This is a genomic window from Janthinobacterium sp. KBS0711, assembly GCF_000988085.1.
Lineage (GTDB): Bacteria > Pseudomonadota > Gammaproteobacteria > Burkholderiales > Burkholderiaceae_D > Janthinobacterium > Janthinobacterium lividum_E.
Genome location: NZ_LBCO01000035.1, coordinates 342,075 through 364,583, shown reverse-complemented (window position 1 = coordinate 364,583; position 22,509 = coordinate 342,075). Strand labels below are relative to the sequence as shown.

General features: G+C 61.4%; 18 protein-coding genes. 12 read left to right on the top strand and 6 right to left on the bottom strand.

The genetic code is table 11. The features are described 5' to 3' along the window. Positions 1-146: 146 nt before the first annotated feature. Both VM94_RS24755 and VM94_RS24750 read right to left on the bottom strand, forming a co-directional pair. A complete protein-coding gene (locus VM94_RS24755) occupies positions 147-755 on the bottom strand; it encodes a 2-hydroxychromene-2-carboxylate isomerase (RefSeq protein ID WP_046685861.1) in 609 nt (202 codons plus the stop codon). 23 nt (positions 756-778) lie between these two features. Continuing rightward, on the bottom strand, positions 779-2,977 hold the full coding sequence (locus VM94_RS24750) for an OsmC domain/YcaO domain-containing protein (RefSeq protein WP_046685860.1): 2,199 nt from the start codon (positions 2,975-2,977) through the stop codon (positions 779-781). 148 nt (positions 2,978-3,125) lie between these two features. On the opposite strand from VM94_RS24750, the gene VM94_RS24745 reads away from it, so the two are divergent. Both VM94_RS24745 and VM94_RS24740 read left to right on the top strand, forming a co-directional pair. Continuing rightward, the gene (locus VM94_RS24745) at positions 3,126-3,674 is read left to right on the top strand and encodes a histidine phosphatase family protein (RefSeq protein ID WP_082127901.1); all 549 of its coding nucleotides are present in this window, start codon (positions 3,126-3,128) and stop codon (positions 3,672-3,674) included. 112 nt (positions 3,675-3,786) lie between these two features. After that, positions 3,787-4,176, top strand: a complete 390-nt coding sequence (locus VM94_RS24740; RefSeq protein WP_200899270.1) for a GNAT family N-acetyltransferase — start codon at positions 3,787-3,789, stop codon at positions 4,174-4,176. A gap of 73 nt (positions 4,177-4,249) precedes the next feature. On the opposite strand, the gene VM94_RS24735 is transcribed toward VM94_RS24740, so the two are convergent. Both VM94_RS24735 and VM94_RS24730 read right to left on the bottom strand, forming a co-directional pair. Next, positions 4,250-6,652, bottom strand: coding sequence for a TonB-dependent receptor plug domain-containing protein (locus VM94_RS24735; RefSeq protein WP_082127900.1), 2,403 nt, complete (start codon positions 6,650-6,652; stop codon positions 4,250-4,252). A gap of 165 nt (positions 6,653-6,817) precedes the next feature. Further along, positions 6,818-7,603 carry a PhzF family phenazine biosynthesis protein gene (locus VM94_RS24730; protein ID WP_046685857.1) on the bottom strand — a complete coding sequence of 262 codons (786 nt, stop codon included), beginning with the start codon at positions 7,601-7,603 and terminating at the stop codon, positions 6,818-6,820. A 97-nt stretch (positions 7,604-7,700) separates the two neighbouring features. Between VM94_RS24730 and VM94_RS24725 the strand changes: the two genes are divergently transcribed. Continuing rightward, positions 7,701-10,841 (top strand): error-prone DNA polymerase, encoded by a 3,141-nt coding sequence (locus tag VM94_RS24725; RefSeq protein ID WP_046685856.1) that lies wholly within the window; start codon positions 7,701-7,703, stop codon positions 10,839-10,841. 39 nt (positions 10,842-10,880) lie between these two features. Then, positions 10,881-11,360 (top strand): GNAT family N-acetyltransferase, encoded by a 480-nt coding sequence (locus tag VM94_RS24720; RefSeq protein ID WP_235433014.1) that lies wholly within the window; start codon positions 10,881-10,883, stop codon positions 11,358-11,360. On the opposite strand, the gene VM94_RS24715 is transcribed toward VM94_RS24720, so the two are convergent. Then, the gene (locus VM94_RS24715; RefSeq protein WP_046685855.1) at positions 11,361-12,770 is read right to left on the bottom strand and encodes an FAD-binding oxidoreductase; all 1,410 of its coding nucleotides are present in this window, start codon (positions 12,768-12,770) and stop codon (positions 11,361-11,363) included. Positions 12,771-12,953: 183 nt separating this feature from the next. Here VM94_RS24715 and VM94_RS24710 point away from each other — a divergent pair, with 183 nt between their 5' ends. The 5 genes from VM94_RS24710 to VM94_RS24690 all read left to right on the top strand — a co-directional run bounded on the left by VM94_RS24710 (position 12,954) and on the right by VM94_RS24690 (position 18,252). After that, the gene (locus tag VM94_RS24710; RefSeq protein WP_046685854.1) at positions 12,954-13,871 is read left to right on the top strand and encodes a ChaN family lipoprotein; all 918 of its coding nucleotides are present in this window, start codon (positions 12,954-12,956) and stop codon (positions 13,869-13,871) included. 140 nt (positions 13,872-14,011) lie between these two features. Then, a complete protein-coding gene (exbB, locus tag VM94_RS24705; RefSeq protein WP_046685853.1) occupies positions 14,012-14,758 on the top strand; it encodes a tonB-system energizer ExbB in 747 nt (248 codons plus the stop codon). A gap of 3 nt (positions 14,759-14,761) precedes the next feature. Next, positions 14,762-15,187: a TonB system transport protein ExbD gene (gene exbD / locus VM94_RS24700; RefSeq protein WP_046685852.1), complete on the top strand. Its 426-nt coding sequence runs from the start codon at positions 14,762-14,764 to the stop codon at positions 15,185-15,187. Continuing rightward, the gene (locus VM94_RS24695; RefSeq protein ID WP_138829011.1) at positions 15,184-15,963 is read left to right on the top strand and encodes a TonB family protein; all 780 of its coding nucleotides are present in this window, start codon (positions 15,184-15,186) and stop codon (positions 15,961-15,963) included. Before exbD ends, VM94_RS24695 begins: the two co-directional genes overlap by 4 nt. A 30-nt stretch (positions 15,964-15,993) precedes the next feature. Then, positions 15,994-18,252: a TonB-dependent receptor domain-containing protein gene (locus VM94_RS24690; protein WP_046685851.1), complete on the top strand. Its 2,259-nt coding sequence runs from the start codon at positions 15,994-15,996 to the stop codon at positions 18,250-18,252. A gap of 30 nt (positions 18,253-18,282) precedes the next feature. Here the strand turns inward: VM94_RS24690 and VM94_RS24685 are convergent, their stop codons facing one another. Then, positions 18,283-18,690 (bottom strand): PRC-barrel domain-containing protein, encoded by a 408-nt coding sequence (locus tag VM94_RS24685; RefSeq protein WP_034750714.1) that lies wholly within the window; start codon positions 18,688-18,690, stop codon positions 18,283-18,285. A gap of 246 nt (positions 18,691-18,936) precedes the next feature. On the opposite strand from VM94_RS24685, the gene VM94_RS24680 reads away from it, so the two are divergent. The 3 genes from VM94_RS24680 (at position 18,937) to ftsB (ending at position 22,398) form a co-directional block, all read left to right on the top strand. Then, positions 18,937-20,589, top strand: coding sequence for a CTP synthase (locus tag VM94_RS24680; RefSeq protein ID WP_046685850.1), 1,653 nt, complete (start codon positions 18,937-18,939; stop codon positions 20,587-20,589). Between the two features lie 140 nt (positions 20,590-20,729). Further along, a complete protein-coding gene (eno, locus tag VM94_RS24675; protein WP_034750709.1) occupies positions 20,730-22,013 on the top strand; it encodes a phosphopyruvate hydratase in 1,284 nt (427 codons plus the stop codon). Between the two features lie 61 nt (positions 22,014-22,074). Beyond that, the gene (gene ftsB, locus VM94_RS24670; protein WP_010400534.1) at positions 22,075-22,398 is read left to right on the top strand and encodes a cell division protein FtsB; all 324 of its coding nucleotides are present in this window, start codon (positions 22,075-22,077) and stop codon (positions 22,396-22,398) included. Positions 22,399-22,509 lie beyond the last annotated feature (111 nt).

The following is a 22,509-nucleotide window of genomic DNA, read 5'->3' as shown; positions in this document are numbered from 1 at the left end:
GTACGTGCAATCCAAAGCGACTACAAGTTAACTATTTTTTTTGCCACTACGTTATTTTTATGCGGGGAAGGTGTAGAAACGCGTGCGCTGGTGTATTGCTGAGGCTGCATCTTGCGCACGTCGTTCCTGAAAGCAGAGGTCAGGTTTCACATTGACAGTGACCGTACGCCCGCCGCATGCGCCAGCGCATCGTCGAGCCGGTCGTTGCCCCAGAATAATTCCCCGTTGCTGATGAAGCTGGGGGCGCCGAACAGGTTCAGCGCTTGTGCCTGCTCGGTCTGGCGGCGCAGCCGCAGCTTGTTGTCTTGTGTCAAAGCCAGTGCGAGGATGGCGCGCGCATCGAGGCCCAGCTCCTCCAAGGCTTCGCTGACGGCCTCGACGTTGTCGATATCTCGGTCCGCGGCAAAATTCATCGCCATCATGCGGCGCGCAAAGGGCGCAATCCAGCCCTGGTCCGCACCGATCAAGGCCACACGCATGGGCAACAGGGCCGTGCGGGGAAAGGAGCTCGGCTTCTGCCATGGCAACGCGTACTTTTCGCACTGGCGCGCCATGTCGCGCCACGTGTAGTCTCCCTTGAGTTTTTGCAAGATGAAGGGCGACGTCTCCCAGCCCAGCGCCTTGAAGACGACGCCCAGCAGGAAGGGTTTCCAGATCACGTGCACCTTCTTTTCACGCGCCAGCGCTTCGATGCGCATGGCGCTCAGGTAGCTGTAGTTGCTGCCGAAATCGAACCAGAATTCCAGTGTGGCCATGGCATCGCTTCCAGGTGGTGGTGCTAGCGGGCCGCCGCCTTGGCGCGCGCCGCGTGCAGTTTCTTGAAGCTGTCGATCAGGCGCTGGTGCCTGTCGAGGCCTTCCAGCTGCATGCTGGTCGGGGTCAGGCCGAAGAAGCGCACTCTGCCGTCCACCGAGCCCAGCACCGCATCCATCCGTTCGTTGCCAAACATGCGGCGGAAATTGACGACGTAATCGTCCAGCTCCAGTTCGTCATCGAGTTCCACTTCCAGCACCACGTTCATGGCCTGGTAAAACAGTTTGCGCTCGAGCGTGTTGTCGTTGTACTGCAGGAAGGTTTCCACCAGCTCTTTCGCCTCTTCGAGCTGCTGCAAGGCGAGATGAATCAGCAGCTTCAATTCCAGCGTCGTCAACTGGCCCGACACCGTGTTTTCGTCAAATTCAATGCCGATCAGGGTGGCGATGTCGCCGTACTCGTCGAGCTCGCTATTTTCCAGGCGGTCGAGCAAGTCTTCCAGGCTGGCATCGTCCAGGCTATGCAGGTTCAGGATGTCGGCGCGGAACAGCAGCGCCTTGTTGGTGTTGTCCCAGATCAGATCTTCGACCGGATACACCTCGGAATAACCGGGTACGAGGATGCGGCAGGCCGTGGCGCCCAGCTGGTCATACTCGGCCGTGTACACTTCCTTGCCCATGCTGGCCAGGATGCCGAACAGGGTGGCCGCTTCCTCGGCATTCGAGTTTTCGCCGTGGCCGGAAAAATCCCACTCGACGAAATCGTAATCGGCCTTGGCGCTGAAGAAGCGCCACGAGACGATGCCGCTCGAATCGATGAAGTGTTCGACGAAGTTGTTCGGCTCGGTGACGGCTTCACTGGCAAAGGTCGGCTGCGGCAAGTCGTTGAGGCCTTCAAAGCTGCGGCCCTGCAGCAATTCCGTCAGGCTGCGCTCGAGCGCCACTTCCAGGCTCGGGTGCGCGCCGAACGAGGCGAATACGCCGCCCGTGCGCGGGTTCATCAGGGTGACGCACATCACCGGGTACACGCCGCCCAGCGACGCATCCTTGACCAGCACGGGGAAACCCTGTTCTTCCAGTCCTTGGATGCCGGCCAGAATGCCCGGGTATTTCGCCAGCACTTCCTGCGGCACGTCGGGCAGGGCGATTTCGCCTTCGAGGATTTCGCGCTTGACGGCCCGCTCAAAAATTTCCGACAGACATTGCACCTGCGCTTCGACCAGGGTATTGCCGGCGCTCATGCCATTGCTGACATACAGGTTTTCGATCAGGTTCGACGGGAAATACACAACCTCGCCATCGGAGTGGCGCACATACGGCAGCGAGCAGATGCCGCGCTCGGCATTGCCGGAGTTGGTATCGATCAGGTGCGAGCCGCGCAGCTCGCCATCAGGGTTGTAGATGTCCAGGCAATACTCATCGAGAATCTCTTTCGGCAGCGCATCCTTGCGGCCCGGCTTGAACCAGCGCTCGTTCGGGTAGTGGACAAATGGCGCGTTGGCGATGTCCTCGCCCCAGAATGAACCGGCGTAGAAATGGTTGTTGCTGAGGCGCTCGATATATTCGCCCAGGGCCGACGCCAGCGCGCTTTCCTTGGTAGCACCCTTGCCGTTGGTGAAACACATGGGCGAATGCGCGTCGCGGATATGCAGCGACCATACATTCGGAATGATGTTGCGCCACGAGGCGATTTCAATCTTGATGCCCAGACCCTCCAGCAGGCCCGACATATTGGCGATGGTCTGTTCCAGCGGCAAATCTTTGCCCACGATATAGGTGCTCGCGCCAGGGGCCGGATTCAAGGCCAGCAAGGCCTGGGCGTCGGCGTCCAGGTTCTCGACCTCTTCAATCACGAACTCGGGACCCGTTTGCACCACTTTCTTGACCGTGCAACGGTCGATCGAACGCAGGATGCCTTGGCGGTCCTTGGCCGAGATATCGGCCGGCAGCTCGACCTGGATCTTGAAAATCTGCTGGTAACGGTTTTCCGGATCAACAATATTGTTTTGCGACAGGCGGATGTTTTCGGTGGAAATATTGCGCGTATCGCAATACAACTTCACGAAGTAGGCCGCGCACAGTGCCGATGATGCCAAAAAATAATCGAACGGGCCAGGCGCCGAACCATCGCCCTTGTAGCGGATGGGCTGGTCGGCGATGACCGTAAAATCGTCGAACTTGGCTTCGAGACGCAGCTTGTCGAGAAAGTTGACCTTAATTTCCATGGGGAATCCAATATATGCATAAGTAAGTTAGGCGCTATTATCCGTGCTTTCCGCCGCAGGGCAAAGATTGTTCACTGCGGCTGTGCTGGCCGGGAGCCGTCGGAGCAATGAGGCAGACTGATAAATGAGCGAGGCGACGTAACTGAACATGCGAATAACATTGATGCGTCACGGCGAGCCGCAACTCGCCAAGGGCGGCTGGATAGCGCCCATGCAAATGGGACAGTGGATTGATCTCTACAATCAATCGCTGATCAAGGAGGGGGGCATCCCTGCGGAGTGCCCCGTGGCAGCACTTGCCGCGTCGACCATCGTGGCCAGCACGGCGCCCAGGGCATGCTCGTCGGCCAGGGCGCTGGGCGACTTGCCATTCACGCAAGAGGCGATCTTCATTGAGGCCGGGCTTCCCTTCGCCCTCTGGAAAGCGCCCTGGTTGCCGCCTCAAGCCTGGGCAGTGATTTTTCGCCTGCTCTGGCTTTGCGGTTATGCGCGCGGGTCGGACTCGCTGACGCTCACCCGGCAGCGTGCCAGGGCCGCCGCCGAGCGGCTTGTTGCGCTTGCCGCCAAGGGGCCTGTGCTGCTGGTCGGACATGGCATCATGAATCGTTTGATCGGCAAGGAACTGCAGGCATTGGGTTGGCTTGCCCGCAACAGGCAAGGCAGCCGCTACTGGAGCATGGGCGTGTATGAGATGTGAAACTGGTGGGCGTGGATCGATACAATAGATGGTAATGTTATCGAAACGCTCAAGCCTTCCCATTGCGAAGGTCAGCGTCCTCCATAAAAAGGCCATGCCGATGCAAATTTCCATGAATGATGTGATCACCGAGCAAGAAGTGATAGCCCTCTACAAGGCCAACCACTGGTCGTCCGCAGAAAACCCCAAAGAACTGATGGCTGCGCTGCGCAATTCCCACAGCCTGGTGACGGCCCGCGCCGATGGCAAATTGATTGGCATCGGCAATGCCATTTCCGATGGCCATCTGGTTGTCTACTTTCCCCACATGCTCGTCGATCCCATGGCACAAGGCCAGGGCGTCGGCAGAAAGATGATGGCGGCCATGCTGGAAAAATACGCAGGGTTTCACCAGCAAATGCTGACGGCGGACGGCAAGGCCATCGCGTTCTACGAATCCGTGGGTTTCGTGCGCGCAGGGAAAACAGAGCCCATGTGGATCTATGCGGGCGATGAGCATTGAATGGTGATGCCGACATAAAAACAGCGGCTGCCCATGCTGGCGCAGCCGCTGTTTTCTTACGCAGGCAAGGTGATCAGAACTTCACCCACAGCCGTCCGAAATACGAGGCGCCGTTCAGGCCGAATTGCACGCTGTCGTATTTGAAGCCGTTATCCGTCTCGTCCGCGTTTTGCGTGGTGGGCTTGACGTTGAAGATGTTGTTGCCGCCAAAGGTCAGCTTGGTATTTTTGTTGATACTGTAGGTGAAGCTCAGGTCGGCGGACGTCTTGGCCTTGTAGCGGGCGTTCGGTACGCCTTCAGCCGTGCCGCTGAAGGTACCCAGGGTTTGCGGGCCAAAATAGATGATGCGCAAGTCCGATTCCAGCTTGCCCGTGATGTAGTCGAAGCCCAGCGTGGCTTTCGCACGCGGGCCGCCCTGTTCGATGAACAGGCGTTCACGCTCGGACAGCAAGACATCCTCGAAGCCCGCCAGCGAGTCGGGCGTCTTGACTTTCGTTACTTCCGTTTTGCTCAGGTTCAAGGCCAGGAAGGTGTTCAGGCGGTTGCCGGCCAGCTCGCCCTTGTGCGAAGCCGTCAGGTCCAGCCCGCGCGTGCGCGTGTCGATGGAGTTGACGAAGAATTGCGCCTCGCCCACGCCCAGCAGGGCCAGGCGCGCGGCCAGGTCCGGATAGTTGTCGGCATTGAAGCGGCCCGACAGCACGATGCGGTCCTTGATCTTGATGTTGTACAAGTCGGCCGTGACGGAGATGGCTTGCGTGGGCGTCCAGGTGGTGCCCAGTGTAAAGCTGGTGGATTTTTCCTCTTTCAACTTCGGGATCCCGGCCGCGTTGGCGACGGTGCCGCCGTTCGGCGCCAGCACCACGTCGGTGGGCACGCCGCCGATGAAGTCGGTGAAGGTGGACGAGAAATACACTTGCTGCAACGATGGCGCGCGGAAACCCGTGCTGGCCGAACCGCGCAGCAGCACGTTCGGCGCCAGCTTGTAGCTGCCGGCCAGCTTGCCTGTGACGGTGGAGCCGAAATCGCTGAATTTTTCATAGCGCAGGGCGGCCTGGGTTTTCAGGCGTTCCGTCCATTCCAGTTCCACGTCGCCATACGCGGCGATGCTGTGGCGCTTGGCCTTGGTGGCGTCCCCGGGCTGGAAGCCGGGGAAGCCCTGGCTGCCCGCATTGCCGCCCACGCCCACGCCGTCCGCGTCGATGTAGGAGGCCTGTTCACCGGCCATGATCTTGTATTCCTCGCTGCGGTACTCGGCGCCGAAGGCCACGTTCATGCCGCGCATCACCGTGTCATAGTAACGGCTGAAATCGGCGTTGCTGGTCAGTTGCTGGAACGAGAAGCCGCCCGCGTCGTAGTTGCTGGCGCTGACACCCTTGCCGCCGTTCATCAGGTCAAGGTTGGCGATCGATGCGTTCAGCGTATTGCTGATGTCGTAGCGCATCTTGTTGTAGCCATAGGTCTGCGAAAAGTCCGCATGCCATTCGCCGATCTGGCTGCGGTGGCCGATGGTGGCGTACTGGTCGTCGATCTTGCCGTTAATGAAGGGCACGAAACCGTCCGGGTACATGGCGGCCGAATTGCGCGATGGAATATCGTCGCTGCCGATGCCGCCCCGGCCAAACGCGGCGCTCGAGGCGTCGCGCGTCTGTGCGCCGGCCGTGAAGTACAGCTTGCCCGTGCCGCTGGTGGCGTAGTCGCCATTGATGTACAGGGTTTTGTTCTTGGATTTGGTGTCGCCGATGATGCGCATGCTGTCGGAATCGGCGCGGTTCGAGCGGCCCCGGTCCAGGTATTCGCCCGTGATGGCAAGCGTGCCCTTGTCGCCCAGAGCGATGCCGCAGTAGGCGGAGGTCATGTAATTCTTGCCGTCGCCTTCGGAATACTGGCTGTAGCCGGCCACCGCTTCGCAGCCCAGGCTTTTCTTCAATTCTATGTCGATCACGCCGGCAATGGCATCCGAGCCGTACTGGGCGGCGGCGCCGTCGCGCAGCACCTGCACGTTCTTGATGGCCAGCAAAGGAATCGCATTCATGTCCGTGCCCGTGTTGCCGCGGTTGCGGGCGCCGAACAGGTTGACCAAGGCCGTCGTGTGGCGCCGCTTGCCGTTGACCAGCACGAGGGTCTGGTCGGAACCGAGGCCGCGCAGGGCGGCCGAGTCGATCAGGTCGGCCCCGTCGGCGCCCGTCTGGCGCGTGGAATTGAACGAGGGCGAGATGTATTGCAGCGATTGCGCCAGGTCGAACTGGCCGCCTTGCTCGGCCACCTTGGAAATCGGAATGATATCGACCGGCACCATGGTATCGGTAGAGGAACTGGCGACCCGGCGCGAGCCGACCACGCTGACCGTTTGCACGGGACCTTCTGTGGCCGCAGGGTCGTTGCTCTGCGCCATGGCGGCGGGACTGAAGGCGGCCATGGCGGCGCTGCCGTACAGGCTGATGAGGACTGCTTTATGCAAGGTGGTGAGGGTCGGCACGCAGTATCTCCAAGTGGTATTGTGACTTGATTCTAGTGCCATCATTTCAGCATTCACCAGCGATACTTTGTTTTGTTATTACAAATTTGCTGTAACTGTTGTTTCCTGGTTGATTATCTTTTCGCCGCTGCCCGGCTTGCCTTGTACTGGTGCGGCATGCCCCGTTCAGGTGCTGCGTTGCACCATGCCGCCCACCCAGATTGCTTGCGCGCTGTATTGCACCTCGATCAAACAAGGCTGCTGCGTCACGTGACCCTGATGCAGGCGCAGCGACTGTTGCAAATGGGCTGACAGCGCGCCTGCCGCCACGCCCGTGGCGCTGTCTTCCAGCGCCGGGTCGAGGTGGTTGAAGTTGCGCCCTTCGTACTCGTGCTCGCCCGTGCGGCAATACGCATAGCAGCCGTTGACCTGATGCAAGGCGCTCCAGTCGGCGATCAGTTCCAGGTTCGGCCGCAGCGCGCGCAGGGTGGTAAGGTCGGCCACTTCCAGCAGCAATTTCGGGCTGCCGACGGAGGCGATTACGGGCGGCGACAGCAAGTGCATGTGCTGGCCCATCAGTTCCGACGGCACATATTTCTCCACCATGACGGCCGGCGCCGGCTGCTGCGCCAAATCAATAAATAAATTTTTTGCGCGGCGCACCAGCTGCAAGGCTTGCCCGCGCATGGCCGTGGTCACCGTCAAGGTTGCCGGGGCGCCAGGCGCCGTCAGCAGCACATGTGCGGCCGCCAGGGTGGCGTGCAGGCACAGGGGACTGCGCGTGTGCGGATAAAAATAGTCGAGCACGATGCCGCCGTCCGCTTGCCGGTCGAGGAAGACGCAGGCGCTGACCTGGCGTTCACGGGCAAATTGCTGGCGCGCCGTTTCGCTGCCGTCGTCGTTTTCCACGACCAGCGCCGCATTGCCGCCACCGGGTGCGGCGCCGAAACATTTTAAGAAGTGGACGATCATGGTGGGCGAGGCATAAGGTAAAACACGAGCATAACCGAGAAGCCGCATTCCAGATGCGTATAATATACTGTGTTTATATGCAGTATTGGGGTAGATCATGTGGGGCGCCGTCTTACCCGAGTATGCTGAGTTGTACTGCCTGAGCAATTTCAGCTTCCTGCATGGGGCCTCGCATGCGGAAGAGCTGGTGGCGCGCGCCGTCCAGCTCGGATACAAGGGGCTGGCCATCACGGACGAGTGCTCGCTGGCGGGCGTCGTGCGCGCGCATGCGGCGGCCAAGCGGGCCGGTTTTCCGCTGATCATCGGCGCGCATTTTCATTTGACGCAGGCCGACGGCAGTCCGGCCCTGTCCTTGCTGGCGCTGGTGCGGGACATCGACGGTTACGGCAATTTGTCTGAACTGATTACCATGGCGCGTACGCGGGCGGCCAAGGGGCGCTATTTGCTGACGCCTGACGATTTTGCCGCGCCTTCGGCGGAGTTTGCGCATTTGCGGGGGCTGCCCGGCTGCCTGATGATCTTGCTGCCCAGCTACCCGGCCCAGCCGGAAACCGTGCGCGAGCAGGGAGAATGGATGGCGGCCACCTTTGGCGGCGAGCGCAGCTGGATCGGCCTGAACCTGCTGCAGCGGGCGCAGGATGACGCGCACCGCGGCGCCGTGCAGGCGGCCGCGCAGGCGCAGGGTTTACCCGTGGTGGCCATCGGCCACGTGTGCATGCACGTGCGTTCGCGCAAGCCCCTGCTCGACACCTTGTGCGCGATCCGCGTGGGCAAGCCCGTGAGCGAGTGCGGTTATGCGCTGGCGCAAAATGCGGAGCAGCATTTGCGCGCGCGCCTGCGCCTGGCCAATGTGTATCCGCCGCAGGCGCTGGCGGAAACCTTGCGCATCGCGGACCTGTGCAAATTCTCGCTCGACAGCCTGTGCTATGACTATCCCGACGAACTGGTGCCGGGCGGCCACACGCCGGCGACGTATCTGCGCGAGGAAACGTATGCGGGCGCGCGCCTTCGCTTTCCGCTGGGTATTCCAGCCAACGTGCAGGAGCAGATCGAGCAGGAGCTGGAGCTGATCGCCGAGCTGTCGTATGAAGCGTACTTTTTGACCGTGTACGATATCGTGCGCTTTGCCCGCTCGCAAAACATCCTGTGCCAGGGCAGGGGCTCGGCCGCCAATTCGGCCGTCTGCTATTGCCTGCACATCACGGAAGTGGACCCGGCACGCGGCAATTCGCTGGTCGGGCGTTTCATGTCGCGCGAGCGCAACGAGCCGCCCGACATCGACGTCGACTTCGAGCACCAGCGGCGCGAAGAGGTGATTCAATATATCTACCGCAAATATGGGCGCGAGCGGGCCGCGCTGGCCGCCGTGGTGATCAGCTACCGGCCGAAAAGCGCCTTGCGCGACAGCGGCCGGGCGCTGGGAATCGACCTGGCCATCGTGGAAAAAGTGGCCAAGGCGCACCGCTGGTTCGACGGCAAGCGCGATCTGCTGGAGCGCCTGGCCGAATGCGGGCTCGACCCGGAGGCGGCATTGTCGCAGCAGTGGGCCGGCCTGGCGCAGCAGCTGCTGGGCTTTCCCCGCCATCTGTCGCAGCATCCGGGTGGCTTCGTCATTGCGCATGGAAAGTTGTCGCGCCTGGTGCCGATTGAAAACGCCACCATGGCCGAGCGCAGCGTCATCGAGTGGGACAAGAACGACCTCGAGGAGTTGGGCTTGATGAAGGTCGACGTGCTGGCGCTGGGCATGCTGTCGGCTCTGCGTCGCGCCCTGAAACTGGTCGGTGCGCGGCGCGGCGAGGAGTTCCGCCTGCAGGATATTCCCCGCGAAGACCCTGCCACCTACGACATGATGTGCGAGGCCGACACCATCGGCGTGTTCCAGATCGAGTCGCGCGCGCAGATGAGCATGCTGCCCCGGCTGCGTCCCCGTGAGTTCTACGACCTCGTCATCGAGGTGGCGCTCGTGCGACCCGGCCCCATCCAGGGCGGCATGGTGCATCCGTATCTGCAGCGCCGCCAGCAGAAAGAACCGGTCGAGTATCCGAAGGGGCTGGAAAAGGCGCTGGGGCGTACTCTCGGTATTCCCATTTTCCAGGAACAAGTGATGCAGGTGGCCATCATCGCGGCCGATTTCAGCCCCGGCGAGGCCGATGAGCTGCGGCGCGCCATGGCGGCCTGGAAACGCAAGGGCGGCATGAACAATTACAAGAAACGTATCGTTGAAACGATGGTCAAAAATGAGTATGAGCGCGAGTTTGCCGAGGCCATCTTCAGCCAGATCGAAGGCTTTGGCGAATACGGTTTTCCCGAGTCGCACGCGGCCAGTTTCGCCCTGCTGACGTACGCCAGTTCCTGGCTGAAATGCCACGAACCGGCCGCCTTTCTGTGCGCCTTGCTCAACAGCCAGCCCATGGGCTTTTACAGTCCTTCGCAACTGGTGCAGGATGGTTGCCGGCATGGCGTGCAAGTGCTGCCCGTCGACGTGGCCATCAGCGCCTGGGAAGCGGTATTGGAAGAAGGCAAGGGCACGGAGCCCGCCGTGCGCCTGGGCTTGAACAGCCTGTTCGGCATGCGCGCCGAGGCGGCTCAGCGCATTGAGGATGCGCGCGCCATTGCCGCTTTTGTCGACGTGGCCGACCTGGCGCGGCGTGGCGGCCTGGATCGTCATGATTTGCAGGTGCTGGCCGCCGGCAATGCGCTGCACGCGCTGGCGGGCCACCGACGCGCGGCGCTGTGGCAGGCAGCCGGGGCCGTGCCTGACAAGGATTTGTTGCGCGCCACCACGCAAGAGGAAGACTTGCCCGTGCTGGCCGCCCCGACGGAAGGCGAGAGCATCGTCAGCGACTACCGCGCGCAAGGCCTGACCCTGGGCCGCCACCCGCTGGCGCTGCTGCGCAAGCAACTGCTGGAACAGCGTTTCATGCCGGCGTCCACGCTGGCCAGCTACACGGATGGTCAGCTGGCGCGCGCCTGCGGCATCGTCACCGTGCGCCAGCGCCCGGGCACGGCCAAGGGCGTGATCTTCATGACACTGGAAGACGAGACGGGCACGGTCAACGTCATCGTCTGGCCCGACCTGGTGGAAAGCCAGCGGCGCGAAGTGTTGAGCGCGCCGTTGCTGGGCGTGTACGGCATATGGCAGCGCGAGGGCATCGTGCGCAACCTGGTGGCCAAGCGCCTGGTCGACATGTCGCATTTGTTGGGACGCTTGCGCACCAGCAGCCGGGATTTCTGTTGAGAGTTGCAGGCGGGGAGGAGGGCATGGCATTATTTGAATATGACAACATTACCCGAACCGACACTGCGTCCCGCCCTCGTCGCCGACGCGCCTGCCATCGTTGCCCTGATCGACGATTTGATGCCCTTTTTGACCCTGCATCCCGATGGTGCGGGGGCGGAAAAGTTCATCGAAAACTGCCGCCAGCCGGCCATCGAAAATTACCTGTCGCTGCCGAACTATGATTACCAGCTCGCGCATATTGGCGGCGAACTGGCTGGCGTCGTGGCCATGCGCGACAACACGCACCTGTTCCACATGTTCGTGCCGCGCGCCCTGCACCGGCGCGGCATGGCGCGCCGTTTGTGGCAGGCCGCCCGCGATGCATCGCTGGCCCAGGGCGGCGTGACGGCCTTTACCGTCAACTCCTCGGCCTATGCCTTGCCCCTGTACCAAAGCCTGGGCTTTGTCGCAACGGGGCCGAAGGTAGAGGCAGGCGGGATTGCCTTCGTGCCGATGCGCATGGAATTGACGGCCTGATTACCAGCGCACGATCTTGCCCGGATTCATGATGTTCTTCGGATCGAGTGCGTGCTTGAGGGCGCGCATGGTGTCGATGGCGCCTACACCATGTTCTTCCACGAGGAAAGCCATCTTGTGCATGCCCACGCCGTGCTCGCCCGTGCACGTGCCGTCCATGCCGATGGCACGCGTGACCATGTCGCTGTTGACCTTTTCCGCAAGCGCGATGTCGGCCGGGTCGTCGGGATCGACCAGCATCTGCACGTGGAAATTGCCGTCGCCCACGTGGCCGATGATGGCGTAGACGAGGCCCTGCGCCTCGCAATCGGCCTTGGTGGCGAGAATGCATTCGGCCAGGCGCGAAATCGGCACGCAGCAATCGGTGGAAATGGCGCGGCTGCCGGGGCGCATCTGCAGCAGGGCGAAATACGCATTGTGGCGCGCGGCCCACAGGCGCGAGCGGTCTTCGGGGCGACTGGCCCACTCGAAATCGCTGGCGCCATGTTCGGCCGTGATGGCTTGCACCAGCTGCGCCTGCTCGGCCACGCTGGCCGGCGTGCCGTGGAATTCAAACAGCAGCAGCGGTTTTTGCGGCAGAGCCATCTTGTCATAGGCATTGATGGCTTTGACGCCATTTTCATCGAGAAACTCGACCCGCGCCACAGGAATACCCATCTGGATGGTCTGGATCACGGCGCTGACGGCTTCGCCCGTGCCGGGAAATGAACAGACGGCCGCCGAGATCGCTTCCGGCAGCGGATACAGTTTGACCGTCACTTCCGTGATAATGCCCAACGTCCCTTCGCTGCCGACGAACAAGCGCGTCAGGTCGTAGCCGGCCGACGATTTTTTCGCCCTGGTTCCCGTCTTGATGATGCGGCCATCGGCCGTCACCACGGTCAGGGCCAGCACGTTTTCGCGCATGGTGCCGTAGCGCACGGCGTTCGTGCCCGAGGCGCGCGTGGCCGCCATGCCACCCAGCGACGCATTGGCGCCCGGGTCGATGGGGAAGAACAGGCCCGTGTCGCGGATTTCTTCATTGAGCTGCTTGCGCGTCACGCCCGCCTGCACGGTGGCCGTCAAGTCTTCACTATGCACGGCTACCATCTGCTTCATTTGCGACAGATCAATCGTCACACCGCCGTGCAGGGCCAGCACGTGGCCTTCGAGCGAAGTGCCGCTGCCGTAGGCGATGATGGGCACGTCGTGCGCGCTGCACAGTTTGACGGCGGCCGCCACTTCCTCGGTGGAATGGGCGAAGATGACGGCGTCCGGCAGCATGGGGGGATAGCTCGACTCGTCGCGTCCATGGTGTTCGCGCATGGCTTGCGTCATGGAAAAGCGGTCGGCAAAGATCAGGGAAAGTACGGTAGCAAGGGATTCTGGCAGCGGTTTTTTCAGTACCGCCAACTGGTCAGTTTGATTCACGCAAGTCCTCCGTTTTTTTTATTCTACCCCGCACCTGGAGATTTCACCGAAGCACCATTTTTGCCAGTTGTAAAAAAATCCGCATGGTGTGCCGTGCATTGGTTGTAAATGAGAATCATTTCTATTAAAATGCCCGCCAGTAGTTATTTTGCAATGCGTGCTTCAACCCGAAAGGCCATGCCCATGAGATTTCCCCTGTCCCTCGCCGCCGTCCTGCCCGCCTGCGTACTGGCCCTGAGCGCCTGCAGCAGCGTCGCACCCGTCACCGGTGCCGGCGCCACCGCCGTTGCGCCTGCCGCGGCGCAAGACGTGCGCCAGTTGGGCCAGATCGTCGACCTGCGCAGCGGCCAGCGCTTGACTGCCGAGCAATTGCTGGCCCAGCTGGCCGCCGCGCCGCGTGTCATCGTGGGCGAGCAGCATGACCAGCTCAGCCATCACCAGATCGAGCAATGGCTGCTGCAGCAGTTGCAGGGCCAGCGTCCGCAAGGCAGCGTGCTGCTGGAAATGCTGAACCCGGACCAGCAAGCCAAGGTGGACAAGGTCAAGCCATGGTTGCAGACGGACCCCGTCGTGCGTCCCGAACACGTGGCCGAGCTGCTGGCCTGGCAGCCGAACTGGAAGTGGGCACAGTATGGCGACCTGGTCATGACCGTGATGCGCGCGCCGTATCCCGTCTGGTCGGCCAACCTGGACCGCAGCGAGATCAAGCAAATGTTCATCGACAAGCCGGCCGTGCAGGGCAAGCATTCGAACCTGGCCAACGATGGCAAGGTGCATGACAAATTGAAAGACATCATCCGCGTCATGCATGACAACCAGATCGACGAGCCGCGCCTGACCGCCATGCTGTCGGTGCAGCAGCAGCGCGACCGCCGCATGGCCGAGCGCCTGCTGGCCGCGCCCGCGCCTGCCGTGCTGATCGCTGGCGCCTACCATGCGCACAAGGACCTGGGCGTGCCATTGCACGTGCAGGACTTGACGGGCGGCCCCGCGCCGCTGGTGCTGGTTCTGGCGCAGCAGGGCGCGACGGTGCTGGCGCCGCAGGCCGATTTCGTCTGGTTCACGCCGGTTGTGGCGCCCGCCGTCGCCAGCGCCAAGTAAACCGTTTACCTCCGCCGGGCGTTCAGCCCGGCATTCTCCCCCAGCAAGCTTCTTCGCAGCAGCCAGGTAGTCCGTCCGATTTTTTTGCATGCGCGTGCGCGCCGTTGGCGCAGCCATGCCTGTTACCTGCTGAAGCTTCCATGCGTATCTCCTGTCTCAAAGCCGCTACCTGCTGCGTCGTTCTTTCCCTGTTGCATGCCACGGCGCAAGCGTCCGCCTTGCCGCACGATATGTCGCCGTTGGGCATGTTTTTCGCTGCCGACCAGGTCGTCAAAAGCGTGCTTATCGGCTTGCTGGTCGCCGCGCTGGCCACCTGGGTGGTCTTGCTGGTGAAGGGCGCCAGTTTGCTGCAGGCCCGGCGCGCGGCGGCGCAAGCCGTCGCCGTGCTGAAGACGGCGACTTCCTTGCCGGACGCGGCAGCAAAGAGCGGGGCATCCGTGCTGGCGCAACAGCTGCTCGGCGACGTGCAGCAGGAACTGCACCTGTCGCACTCCAGCGCGCCGGCGGCGGCCCTGAAGGAGCGGGCCGGCTTTCGCCAGGAACAGTTCATTGCGCAGCAGGTACGCGCCATGACGCAAGGCATCGGCCTGCTCGCCAGCATCGGCGCCGTGGCGCCGTTCGTCGGTCTGTTCGGCACCGTGTGGGGCATCATGAACAGCTTTATCGGCATCGCCGCCAGCCAGAGCACGAACCTGGCGACCGTTGCGCCCGGCATCGCGGAAGCCTTGCTGGCCACCGCCCTGGGCCTGGTGGCGGCGATTCCCGCCGTCGTCATCTACAACATCCTGAGCCGCGGCCTCAACCAGTTCAAGGCGCAGCTGCACGCCGCTTCCGCGCAAGTGCTGTTGATGCTCAGTCGCGACCTCGACACGCGCAAGCAGGCCTGAGCCATGGCTTCCCTGTTTCCTTCGTCGGACGACGATACGGCCGACATGCCGGAGCTCTGCGAGATCAATGTCACGCCCTTCATCGACGTGATGCTGGTGCTCTTGATCATCTTCATGGTGGTCTCGCCGCTGGCCACCGTCGACCTGAAAATCGACTTGCCGGCCGCCACGGCCAGGCCTGAACCGCGTCCCGAGAAACCCCTGTTCGTTTCCCTGAAAGCCGACCGCAGCCTGTACCTGGGGGAGTCACCCGTGGCGCGCGAGCAGCTGGGCAGCCTGCTCGACGCGCAGACGGGCGGCGACCGCCAGCGCACCCTGTTTTTCCAGGCCGACAAGCAAGCCGCGTATGAAGACGTGCTGGGCGTGATGGATACCCTGCGCCAGGCCGGTTATCTGAAAGTGGGCCTGGTTGGCCGGGAGGGCGGGTGAATCCGCGTCCGATATTGAGCTGGGGCATTGCCACGTCGCTGGTGGTGGCAGCCGCACTGGCGCTGCTGCTGTGGGCCGGCTGGCGGTCGGTCAGCGTGGCGCCCGCCAATCCGGCCGCCAGCGTGATGGTGGTATTTGCCGCGCAAGCGATGTCGCCGGAAACACGGCAAGCGGCAACGGCAGGGGCGCGCCAGTCGGCGGCGTCCAGTGCCGCCCGGCCGCCAAAGAGTGCAGTCCGGGAAGAGGCGACGCCCGTGCTGGCGCGTGCCGCCGCACCGGAGATTGTCGTTGCGGAAAAAGAGGAAAAAGCGGCGGCCAGTCCATCTGACGAGCCTGGCAAGGATGCCGTCAAGGAAGAATCCATACCCGCGCAGGCCAGCAGCAGCGCCATGCCAGCGCCCGCGGCCGTGCGCGGTCCGCAGGCGGCGCCGTTCGATAGCGATACGCCGTCGACCAATGCGGCGCCCGCCAGCTGGCAAAGCCGCGTGCTGGGCCACCTGGCGCACTTCAAGCGCTATCCGGGCGACGCGCGCCAGCGCAAGCGGGCTGGCGCCGCCTGGGTGCGCTTCCAGGTGGACCGTGACGGCAAGCTGCTGGCCAGCGAGCTGGTCACTTCATCGGGCACGGTGCTGCTTGACCGCGAAGCGCTGCAAGTGCTTGAGCGCGCACAGCCGCTGCCGGCGCCGCCCGACAACGTCTTGCACCAGGGCACGGTGACGGTGACCTTGCCCGTGTCGTTCAAGCTCGACGCCGAGAGCGGCCACGGCGCCAGCTGAATTTTCAATCACATAAGAAATCGAGGGTGTATGCATATCAAGACAATGACGCAGGCCGTGGGCATCTGCATGGCCTTGCTCGCGCAGCAGGGATGGGCGCAACAGGCACAAGAGAGTGGCAAGGTCGAATTTTCGCCGCTGAATGTCTCGGGTGAAACGGTTTCCGTGGAACAGCAGGCGCTGGAAAAACCGGGCGCCGTCAGCGCGCGCGGCGCCGATACGCGCTTGCAGCCGGTAGACCAGATACTGCGCGGCATGCCGGGCACGTTTACCCAGATCGATCCGGCGCAGGGCGCCGTCAGCGTGAACATCCGCGGCCTGTCCGGCTTTGGCCGGGTCAACACCATGGTCGATGGCGTGACGCAGAATTACTATGGCAGCGCACCGTCGGAAGTGGCGCATGGTAGCGTGCCCAGCAGCCAGTTCGGCGCCCTGATCGACCCGAATTTCATCATCGGCGTGGACGTGTCGCGCGGTAATGCCGTTGGCGGCGACGGCGTCAATGCGCTGGGCGGCAGCGCCAACTTCCGCACCATCGGCGTCGATGACGTGGTGTTTGCGGGCGAAAAGGTGGGCGCGCGCACGAAGATGTCTGCTGGCAATAACGGCGTGGGACGCAGCGCCATGCTGGCCGTGGCCATGAAAAATTCCGCCTTCGATGGCGGCAGCGTGGGCTTCATGGCCGCCACGAGCGCGAGTGTGATCGGCAACAACTACAAGAATGGCAAGGGCACGGACAGCGAGCAATTCGGCTTCGGCTACAACCGTTTCTATCAACAAAAGCCGAAGTCGCAATTGCTCAAACTGGACGTCAAACTGAGCGACTTCCATGCGCTGGAACTGTCGGCGCGCGATTATCGCAATACGTTCACGCGCCGCGATATCCGGAGTGATGATTACTATGTGAAATATCACTACACGCCGTTTTCGGAATTGATCGACCTCAACGTGATGGCCAGCAGCAGCCGCGGCAAGCAGAAATACATGCCGGAAGCCTTGATCAATTTCGTCAACGCGAGCACGGCCAACCGCGCCGACGCCTTCGACATCAACAACACGAGCAGCTTCAAGCTGGCGGGCGGCGACGCGCTGGTGACCGTGGGCGGCAAGCTGATGCGCAATCAATACAGCAAGCACGTGGAAAGCCTCGTCGACGATCCCGACAATCCGGACGCGAACCGGCAATCGATTGAAAACAATACCTTTGGCCCGGCCGGCAAGCAAAAGATCGACAGCCTGTATGCGGGCCTGCAATACAACCGCGATATCTATCAGATCAATGCCGGGCTGAACGCCACGCGTTTCGAATTGACAGGCTACAAGCCGGCCTGCGACGAGCGCGTGAAATGTTTCCCGCAAGGGGAGGCGCATATCGCGCTGAAGGAACACGGCATCAATCCTTCGCTGCTCGTTTCCGCACAGGTGACGCCATGGTTCCAGCCGTTTGCCAGCGCCGAGCGCACCATGCGCGGGCCGAATCCGCAGGAAGTGTTTTTCTCGAACGATGGCGGGGCGTCGATGAACCCTTTCCTGAAGGGAGAAAAGGCGACGACCTACCAGCTGGGTTTCAATTCCAGCCTGCATGGTTTGCTGAGCGCGAACGATGCCCTGAACTTCAAGGCCCTGTATTTCAAGAGCAAGATCGACGGCTATATCACCAGCCAGTCCTTCCTCGTCTGCGATAACGGGCGCAAGTGCAATATGTCGGAAGTGATCGCCACGGACTGGGAGACGGTCGACGAATACGTGACCAATATGTATATCTACATCAACTCGGCCACGCCCGTGCGCACGCGCGGCTGGGAGCTGGAAGCGCAGTACCAGTTGGGCCCGGCTTTTGCGCGCCTGTCGTACACGCGTGAGAAGACCAGCCAGCCCACCTCGATCGCCAGCGCGTGGTTTGGCGCGTCCGACATCAGCGAGCTGCCCAGCACCTACTACAACCTCGACGTGGGCACGCGCCTGCTGGACAATAAAATGGAAATCGGCGCCATCATCAAGCACACGGGTGCGAACCGCCGCCTGTCGCCGGACAACGAAGCCGATGAGGCGACGGGCGAAGTACTCAAGGCAGACAATCCGAAGATCCCGGCCGTGATCGATTTGTATGCGAGCTGGCAGGTGACGAAAAACCTGTTCCTGCGCCTGTCCGTGCAGAACGCCATGGACAAGAATTATTCGGAAGCGCTGAACCGCCTGAACTCGATGCCGTCGCAGTCGAACGACAATACGCCGATGAGTACGGCGCGGGGGAGGACGTATGTGACAGGGCTGGAGTACCGGTTTTAAGGTAGACCCCAGCCCTGCGCTATGGCTTAATTAGTACTCGCGCGGCGTCGTTCCATAATAGCTGTGGATCGACGTCGCCCAGGCTTGGTCCGCCATGTTCGGCCAGTTATCCGTGTCGAAGCCGGGCGCGTTTTCGATGCGTTCCTTGTCGACGTTGAGGGTGAAACGCTTGTTGACGGTGTCGAGCAGCAGCGCTTCCCACGGCACGGCGAACAGCTTTTCGCCGATGGTGAAGACACCGCCGTGCGACATGACGGCGTAGGCGATTTTGCCGCTGCGCATGTCGATCATGATTTCCTTGATTTCGCCCAGATGTTCATCCTTGGCGTTGTGTACATGGTCGCCGATCAGGGTGTCGGCACCCATCAGTTCCGGGCCGGGACCTTTATGGCCGCGGTTGACATACATGCCGTAGGCGTCGCGTTCTTCGTAGCTCATGATGGACCTCCTGTTGAAAATGCCAGTCTGCCGCCAGGGTGCGGCAGGGTCTGTTCGCTCTCCCACACAAAGTATGGAATTGGAAATATTTCAGTTATTGCCAGCTTGCAATTTTGTTGTGCGTAGACAGCAGGAGGGCGACGGATAGTCGGTATTTGGCGCAAATTTCCGCGCGCGGGAGGCGACGCAGGCGGGCTTTAGTGTATAATTTCAATTTCCCGCACGTGCCGTTCGGCACCATCTGCAATGACCAAATTTGTCTTCGTCACTGGTGGCGTTGTGTCTTCCCTTGGAAAAGGGATTGCCGCCGCCTCCCTCGCCGCGATCCTCGAATCGCGCGGCCTTAAAGTCACCATGCTCAAGCTCGACCCGTATATCAACGTCGATCCTGGCACGATGAGCCCTATGCAACACGGTGAAGTATTCGTCACCGACGACGGGGCCGAAACCGACCTCGACCTCGGTCACTATGAGCGCTTCATTTCCACCCGCATGAAAAAGGTGAATAACTTCACCACCGGCCAGATCTATGAATCGGTGATCCGCAAGGAACGCCGGGGCGAATATCTGGGCAAGACCGTGCAGGTGATTCCGCATATCACCAATGAAATCCAGGATTACATCCGCCGTGGCGCCGAAGGCTACGACGTGGCCCTGTGCGAAATCGGCGGCACCGTCGGCGATATCGAATCGTTGCCATTCCTGGAAGCGGCACGTCAGCTGAGCCTGCGCGCCGGCCGCAAGAACACGGCTTTCGTCCACCTGACCCTGGTGCCTTATATCGCCTCGGCCGGTGAACTGAAGACCAAGCCAACCCAGCACTCGGTGCAAAAGCTGCGCGAAATCGGCATCTTGCCAAACGCCTTGCTGTGCCGCGCCGACCGCGCCATCCCGGAAGACGAACGCGCGAAAATCTCGCTGTTCTCGAACATCGAGGAAGACGCCGTCATTTCCGTGTGGGACGTCGACACCATCTACAAAGTGCCGCAAATGCTGCACGACCAGGGCCTCGACAAGATCATCTGCGATGCGCTGGACCTCGATCCCGCACCGGCCGACCTGTCGATCTGGAGCAAGCTGATCTACACGATGGAACACCCGAAGGCGGAAGTGACCGTCGGCATGGTCGGCAAGTATGTCGAGCTGACCGAGTCGTACAAGTCGCTGATCGAAGCGCTGCGCCACGCCGGCATCCACACGGAAAGCCGCGTCAACATCGAGTACATCGATTCGGAAGAAATCGAAACGACCGGCTGCGACAACCTGGGCAAGTACGACGCCATCCTGGTACCGGGCGGCTTCGGCAAGCGCGGCGTGGAAGGCAAGATCAAGGCGGCCCAGTTCGCCCGTGAAAACAAGATCCCTTACCTGGGCATCTGCCTGGGCATGCAAGTGGCCCTGATCGAATACGCGCGCAACATGGCAGGCATGCCGAACGCGAATTCGACCGAGTTCGACCTTGATACGGATCAACCTGTCGTTGCACTGATCAATGAGTGGCAAAACCACGATGGTAAAGTCGAGTTGCGCGATGAAAACTCGGACCTGGGCGGTACCATGCGCCTGGGCGCGCAGACCTGCGCCGTCAATCCGGGCACCCTCGCCGCCGAGATCTACGGCAGCGTGGTGACCGAGCGTCACCGTCATCGCTACGAAGCCAATAATCACTACCTGGCCCGTGTCGAAGCGGCTGGCCTGACCGTTTCGGCCCGTACGCCAAGCGAAGATTTGTGCGAAATCATGGAATTGCCACGCACGGGTGAGAATGCCCACCCATGGTATATGGGCGTGCAATACCATCCTGAGTTCAAGTCGACGCCACGCACCGGCCATCCGTTGTTTACCTCGTTCATCAAGGCAGCGCTGGCGCACAAAGAAGCCAACGCCGTCGCTGAATAACGCCGGTCGATAGCACAGTATTACCCGTAAGACAGCTCCCGGCCTGATAGTCTCCGCCGGGAGTTTCTTTGCCCCCTTTGTGCAATTGCGCATCAGAACGCAGTGTGCAGCCCCTGTTACGCTTAACTTTGGAGAATGACATGAGTGCTATTGTTGATATTATCGGTCGCGAAATCCTGGACTCGCGCGGTAACCCGACCGTCGAATGCGATGTGTTGCTGGAATCGGGCGTGATGGGCCGTGCGGCCGTACCGTCGGGTGCCTCGACCGGTTCGCGCGAAGCCGTGGAATTGCGCGATGGCGACGCCAAGCGCTACTTCGGCAAGGGCGTGCTGCAAGCATGCGAAAACATCAATACCGAAATCTCCGAAGCCATCATGGGCCTGGACGCCAATGAACAGGCTTTCCTGGACCGTACCCTGATCGACCTGGACGGCACGGAAAACAAATCGCGCCTGGGCGCCAACGCCATCCTGGCCGTCTCGATGGCTGTCGCCAAGGCTGCCGCTGAAGAAGCGGGCTTGCCGCTGTACCGCTATTTCGGCGGTTCGGGCGCCATGCAGATGCCAGTGCCGATGATGAACGTCATCAACGGCGGCGCGCACGCCGACAACAACCTGGACATCCAGGAATTCATGATCATTCCTGTGGGCGCCCCGTCGTTCAAGGAAGCCGTCCGCTACGGCGCGGAAGTATTCCACACGCTGAAAAAGATCCTGCACAAGAAGGGCCTGAACACCAACGTGGGTGATGAAGGCGGTTTCGCGCCATCCCTGGCCAACCATGAAGAAGCCATCAAGCTGATCATCCAGGCCATCGAAGAAGCCGGCTACGAGCCAGGCACGCAGATCGCCATCGGCCTCGATTGCGCCGCGTCCGAGTTCTACAAGAACGGCAAGTACGAAATGGAAGGCGAAGGCCTGAGCCTGACCGCCACCGAGTTCACCAACCTGCTGGCGACCTGGTGCGACAAGTACCCGATCATCTCGATCGAAGACGCGATGCATGAAGGCGACTGGGACGGCTGGGCGATCCTGACGGCGGAACTGGGCAAGAAAGTGCAACTGGTCGGCGACGACCTGTATGTCACCAACACCAAGATCCTGAAAGAAGGCATCTCGAAAGGCATCGCCAACTCGATCCTGATCAAGATCAACCAGATCGGTACCCTGACGGAAACGTTCGCCGCCATCGAAATGGCCAAGCGCGCCGGTTACACGGCCGTCATTTCGCACCGCTCGGGCGAAACGGAAGATTCGACCATCGCCGATATCGCCGTTGCCACGAACGCCCTGCAGATCAAGACCGGCTCGATGTCGCGCTCGGACCGCATGGCCAAGTACAATCAGTTGCTGCGTATCGAGGAAGACCTGGGCGACATCGCCAGCTACCCTGGCCGCGATGCGTTCTATAATCTGAAGTAAGCTGATGTAAAACCCACTGGCCGGCCGGAGATATCCGGCCGGTTTGTTAACCGACTACCCCATGCGCCTGATTACGCTCGCCCTGGCAGCCCTGCTGCTGCTGATCCAATTTCCCCTCTGGCTGGGTAAAGGCGGCTGGCTGCGCGTTGCCGACATGGAAGCCCAAGTGGCGGTGGCCAATAAAAAGAATGTGGAATTGAAGGCGCGAAACGCCAAGCTCGAATCCGAAGTGCGCGACCTGAAAGATGGTACGGGCGCCGTCGAGGAGCGTGCCCGCTATGAGCTGGGCATGGTCAAACAGAATGAGATTTTCGTGCAGATCGTGCGCAAGGGACAAACCCCGCCACTGCTGGAAACGCCGGTGGACGCTGCTGCGCCGCACTGAGTATTGACTATCTATTACTTCCCGCTTGCCAGCCTGGACCGATTGCCAGGCTGACATATCACCGCTTGATTACTACCTGGTACTTATTACTTTCTACTGCTATACACGACT

What these genes read in the sequence shown, in the direction of transcription:
- VM94_RS24755 (WP_046685861.1), bottom strand. Translation starts at nt 755, where the DNA reads ATGGCCACACTGGAATTCTGGTTCGATTTCGGCAGCAACTACAGCTAC.
- VM94_RS24750 (WP_046685860.1), bottom strand. Translation starts at nt 2,977, where the DNA reads ATGGAAATTAAGGTCAACTTTCTCGACAAGCTGCGTCTCGAAGCCAAG.
- VM94_RS24745 (WP_082127901.1), top strand. Translation starts at nt 3,126, where the DNA reads ATGCGAATAACATTGATGCGTCACGGCGAGCCGCAACTCGCCAAGGGC.
- VM94_RS24740 (WP_200899270.1), top strand. Translation starts at nt 3,787, where the DNA reads ATGAATGATGTGATCACCGAGCAAGAAGTGATAGCCCTCTACAAGGCC.
- VM94_RS24730 (WP_046685857.1), bottom strand. Translation starts at nt 7,603, where the DNA reads ATGATCGTCCACTTCTTAAAATGTTTCGGCGCCGCACCCGGTGGCGGC.
- VM94_RS24725 (WP_046685856.1), top strand. Translation starts at nt 7,701, where the DNA reads ATGTGGGGCGCCGTCTTACCCGAGTATGCTGAGTTGTACTGCCTGAGC.
- VM94_RS24720 (WP_235433014.1), top strand. Translation starts at nt 10,881, where the DNA reads ATGACAACATTACCCGAACCGACACTGCGTCCCGCCCTCGTCGCCGAC.
- VM94_RS24710 (WP_046685854.1), top strand. Translation starts at nt 12,954, where the DNA reads ATGAGATTTCCCCTGTCCCTCGCCGCCGTCCTGCCCGCCTGCGTACTG.
- exbB (WP_046685853.1), top strand. Translation starts at nt 14,012, where the DNA reads ATGCGTATCTCCTGTCTCAAAGCCGCTACCTGCTGCGTCGTTCTTTCC.
- exbD (WP_046685852.1), top strand. Translation starts at nt 14,762, where the DNA reads ATGGCTTCCCTGTTTCCTTCGTCGGACGACGATACGGCCGACATGCCG.
- VM94_RS24690 (WP_046685851.1), top strand. Translation starts at nt 15,994, where the DNA reads ATGCATATCAAGACAATGACGCAGGCCGTGGGCATCTGCATGGCCTTG.
- VM94_RS24685 (WP_034750714.1), bottom strand. Translation starts at nt 18,690, where the DNA reads ATGAGCTACGAAGAACGCGACGCCTACGGCATGTATGTCAACCGCGGC.
- VM94_RS24680 (WP_046685850.1), top strand. Translation starts at nt 18,937, where the DNA reads ATGACCAAATTTGTCTTCGTCACTGGTGGCGTTGTGTCTTCCCTTGGA.
- eno (WP_034750709.1), top strand. Translation starts at nt 20,730, where the DNA reads ATGAGTGCTATTGTTGATATTATCGGTCGCGAAATCCTGGACTCGCGC.
- ftsB (WP_010400534.1), top strand. Translation starts at nt 22,075, where the DNA reads ATGCGCCTGATTACGCTCGCCCTGGCAGCCCTGCTGCTGCTGATCCAA.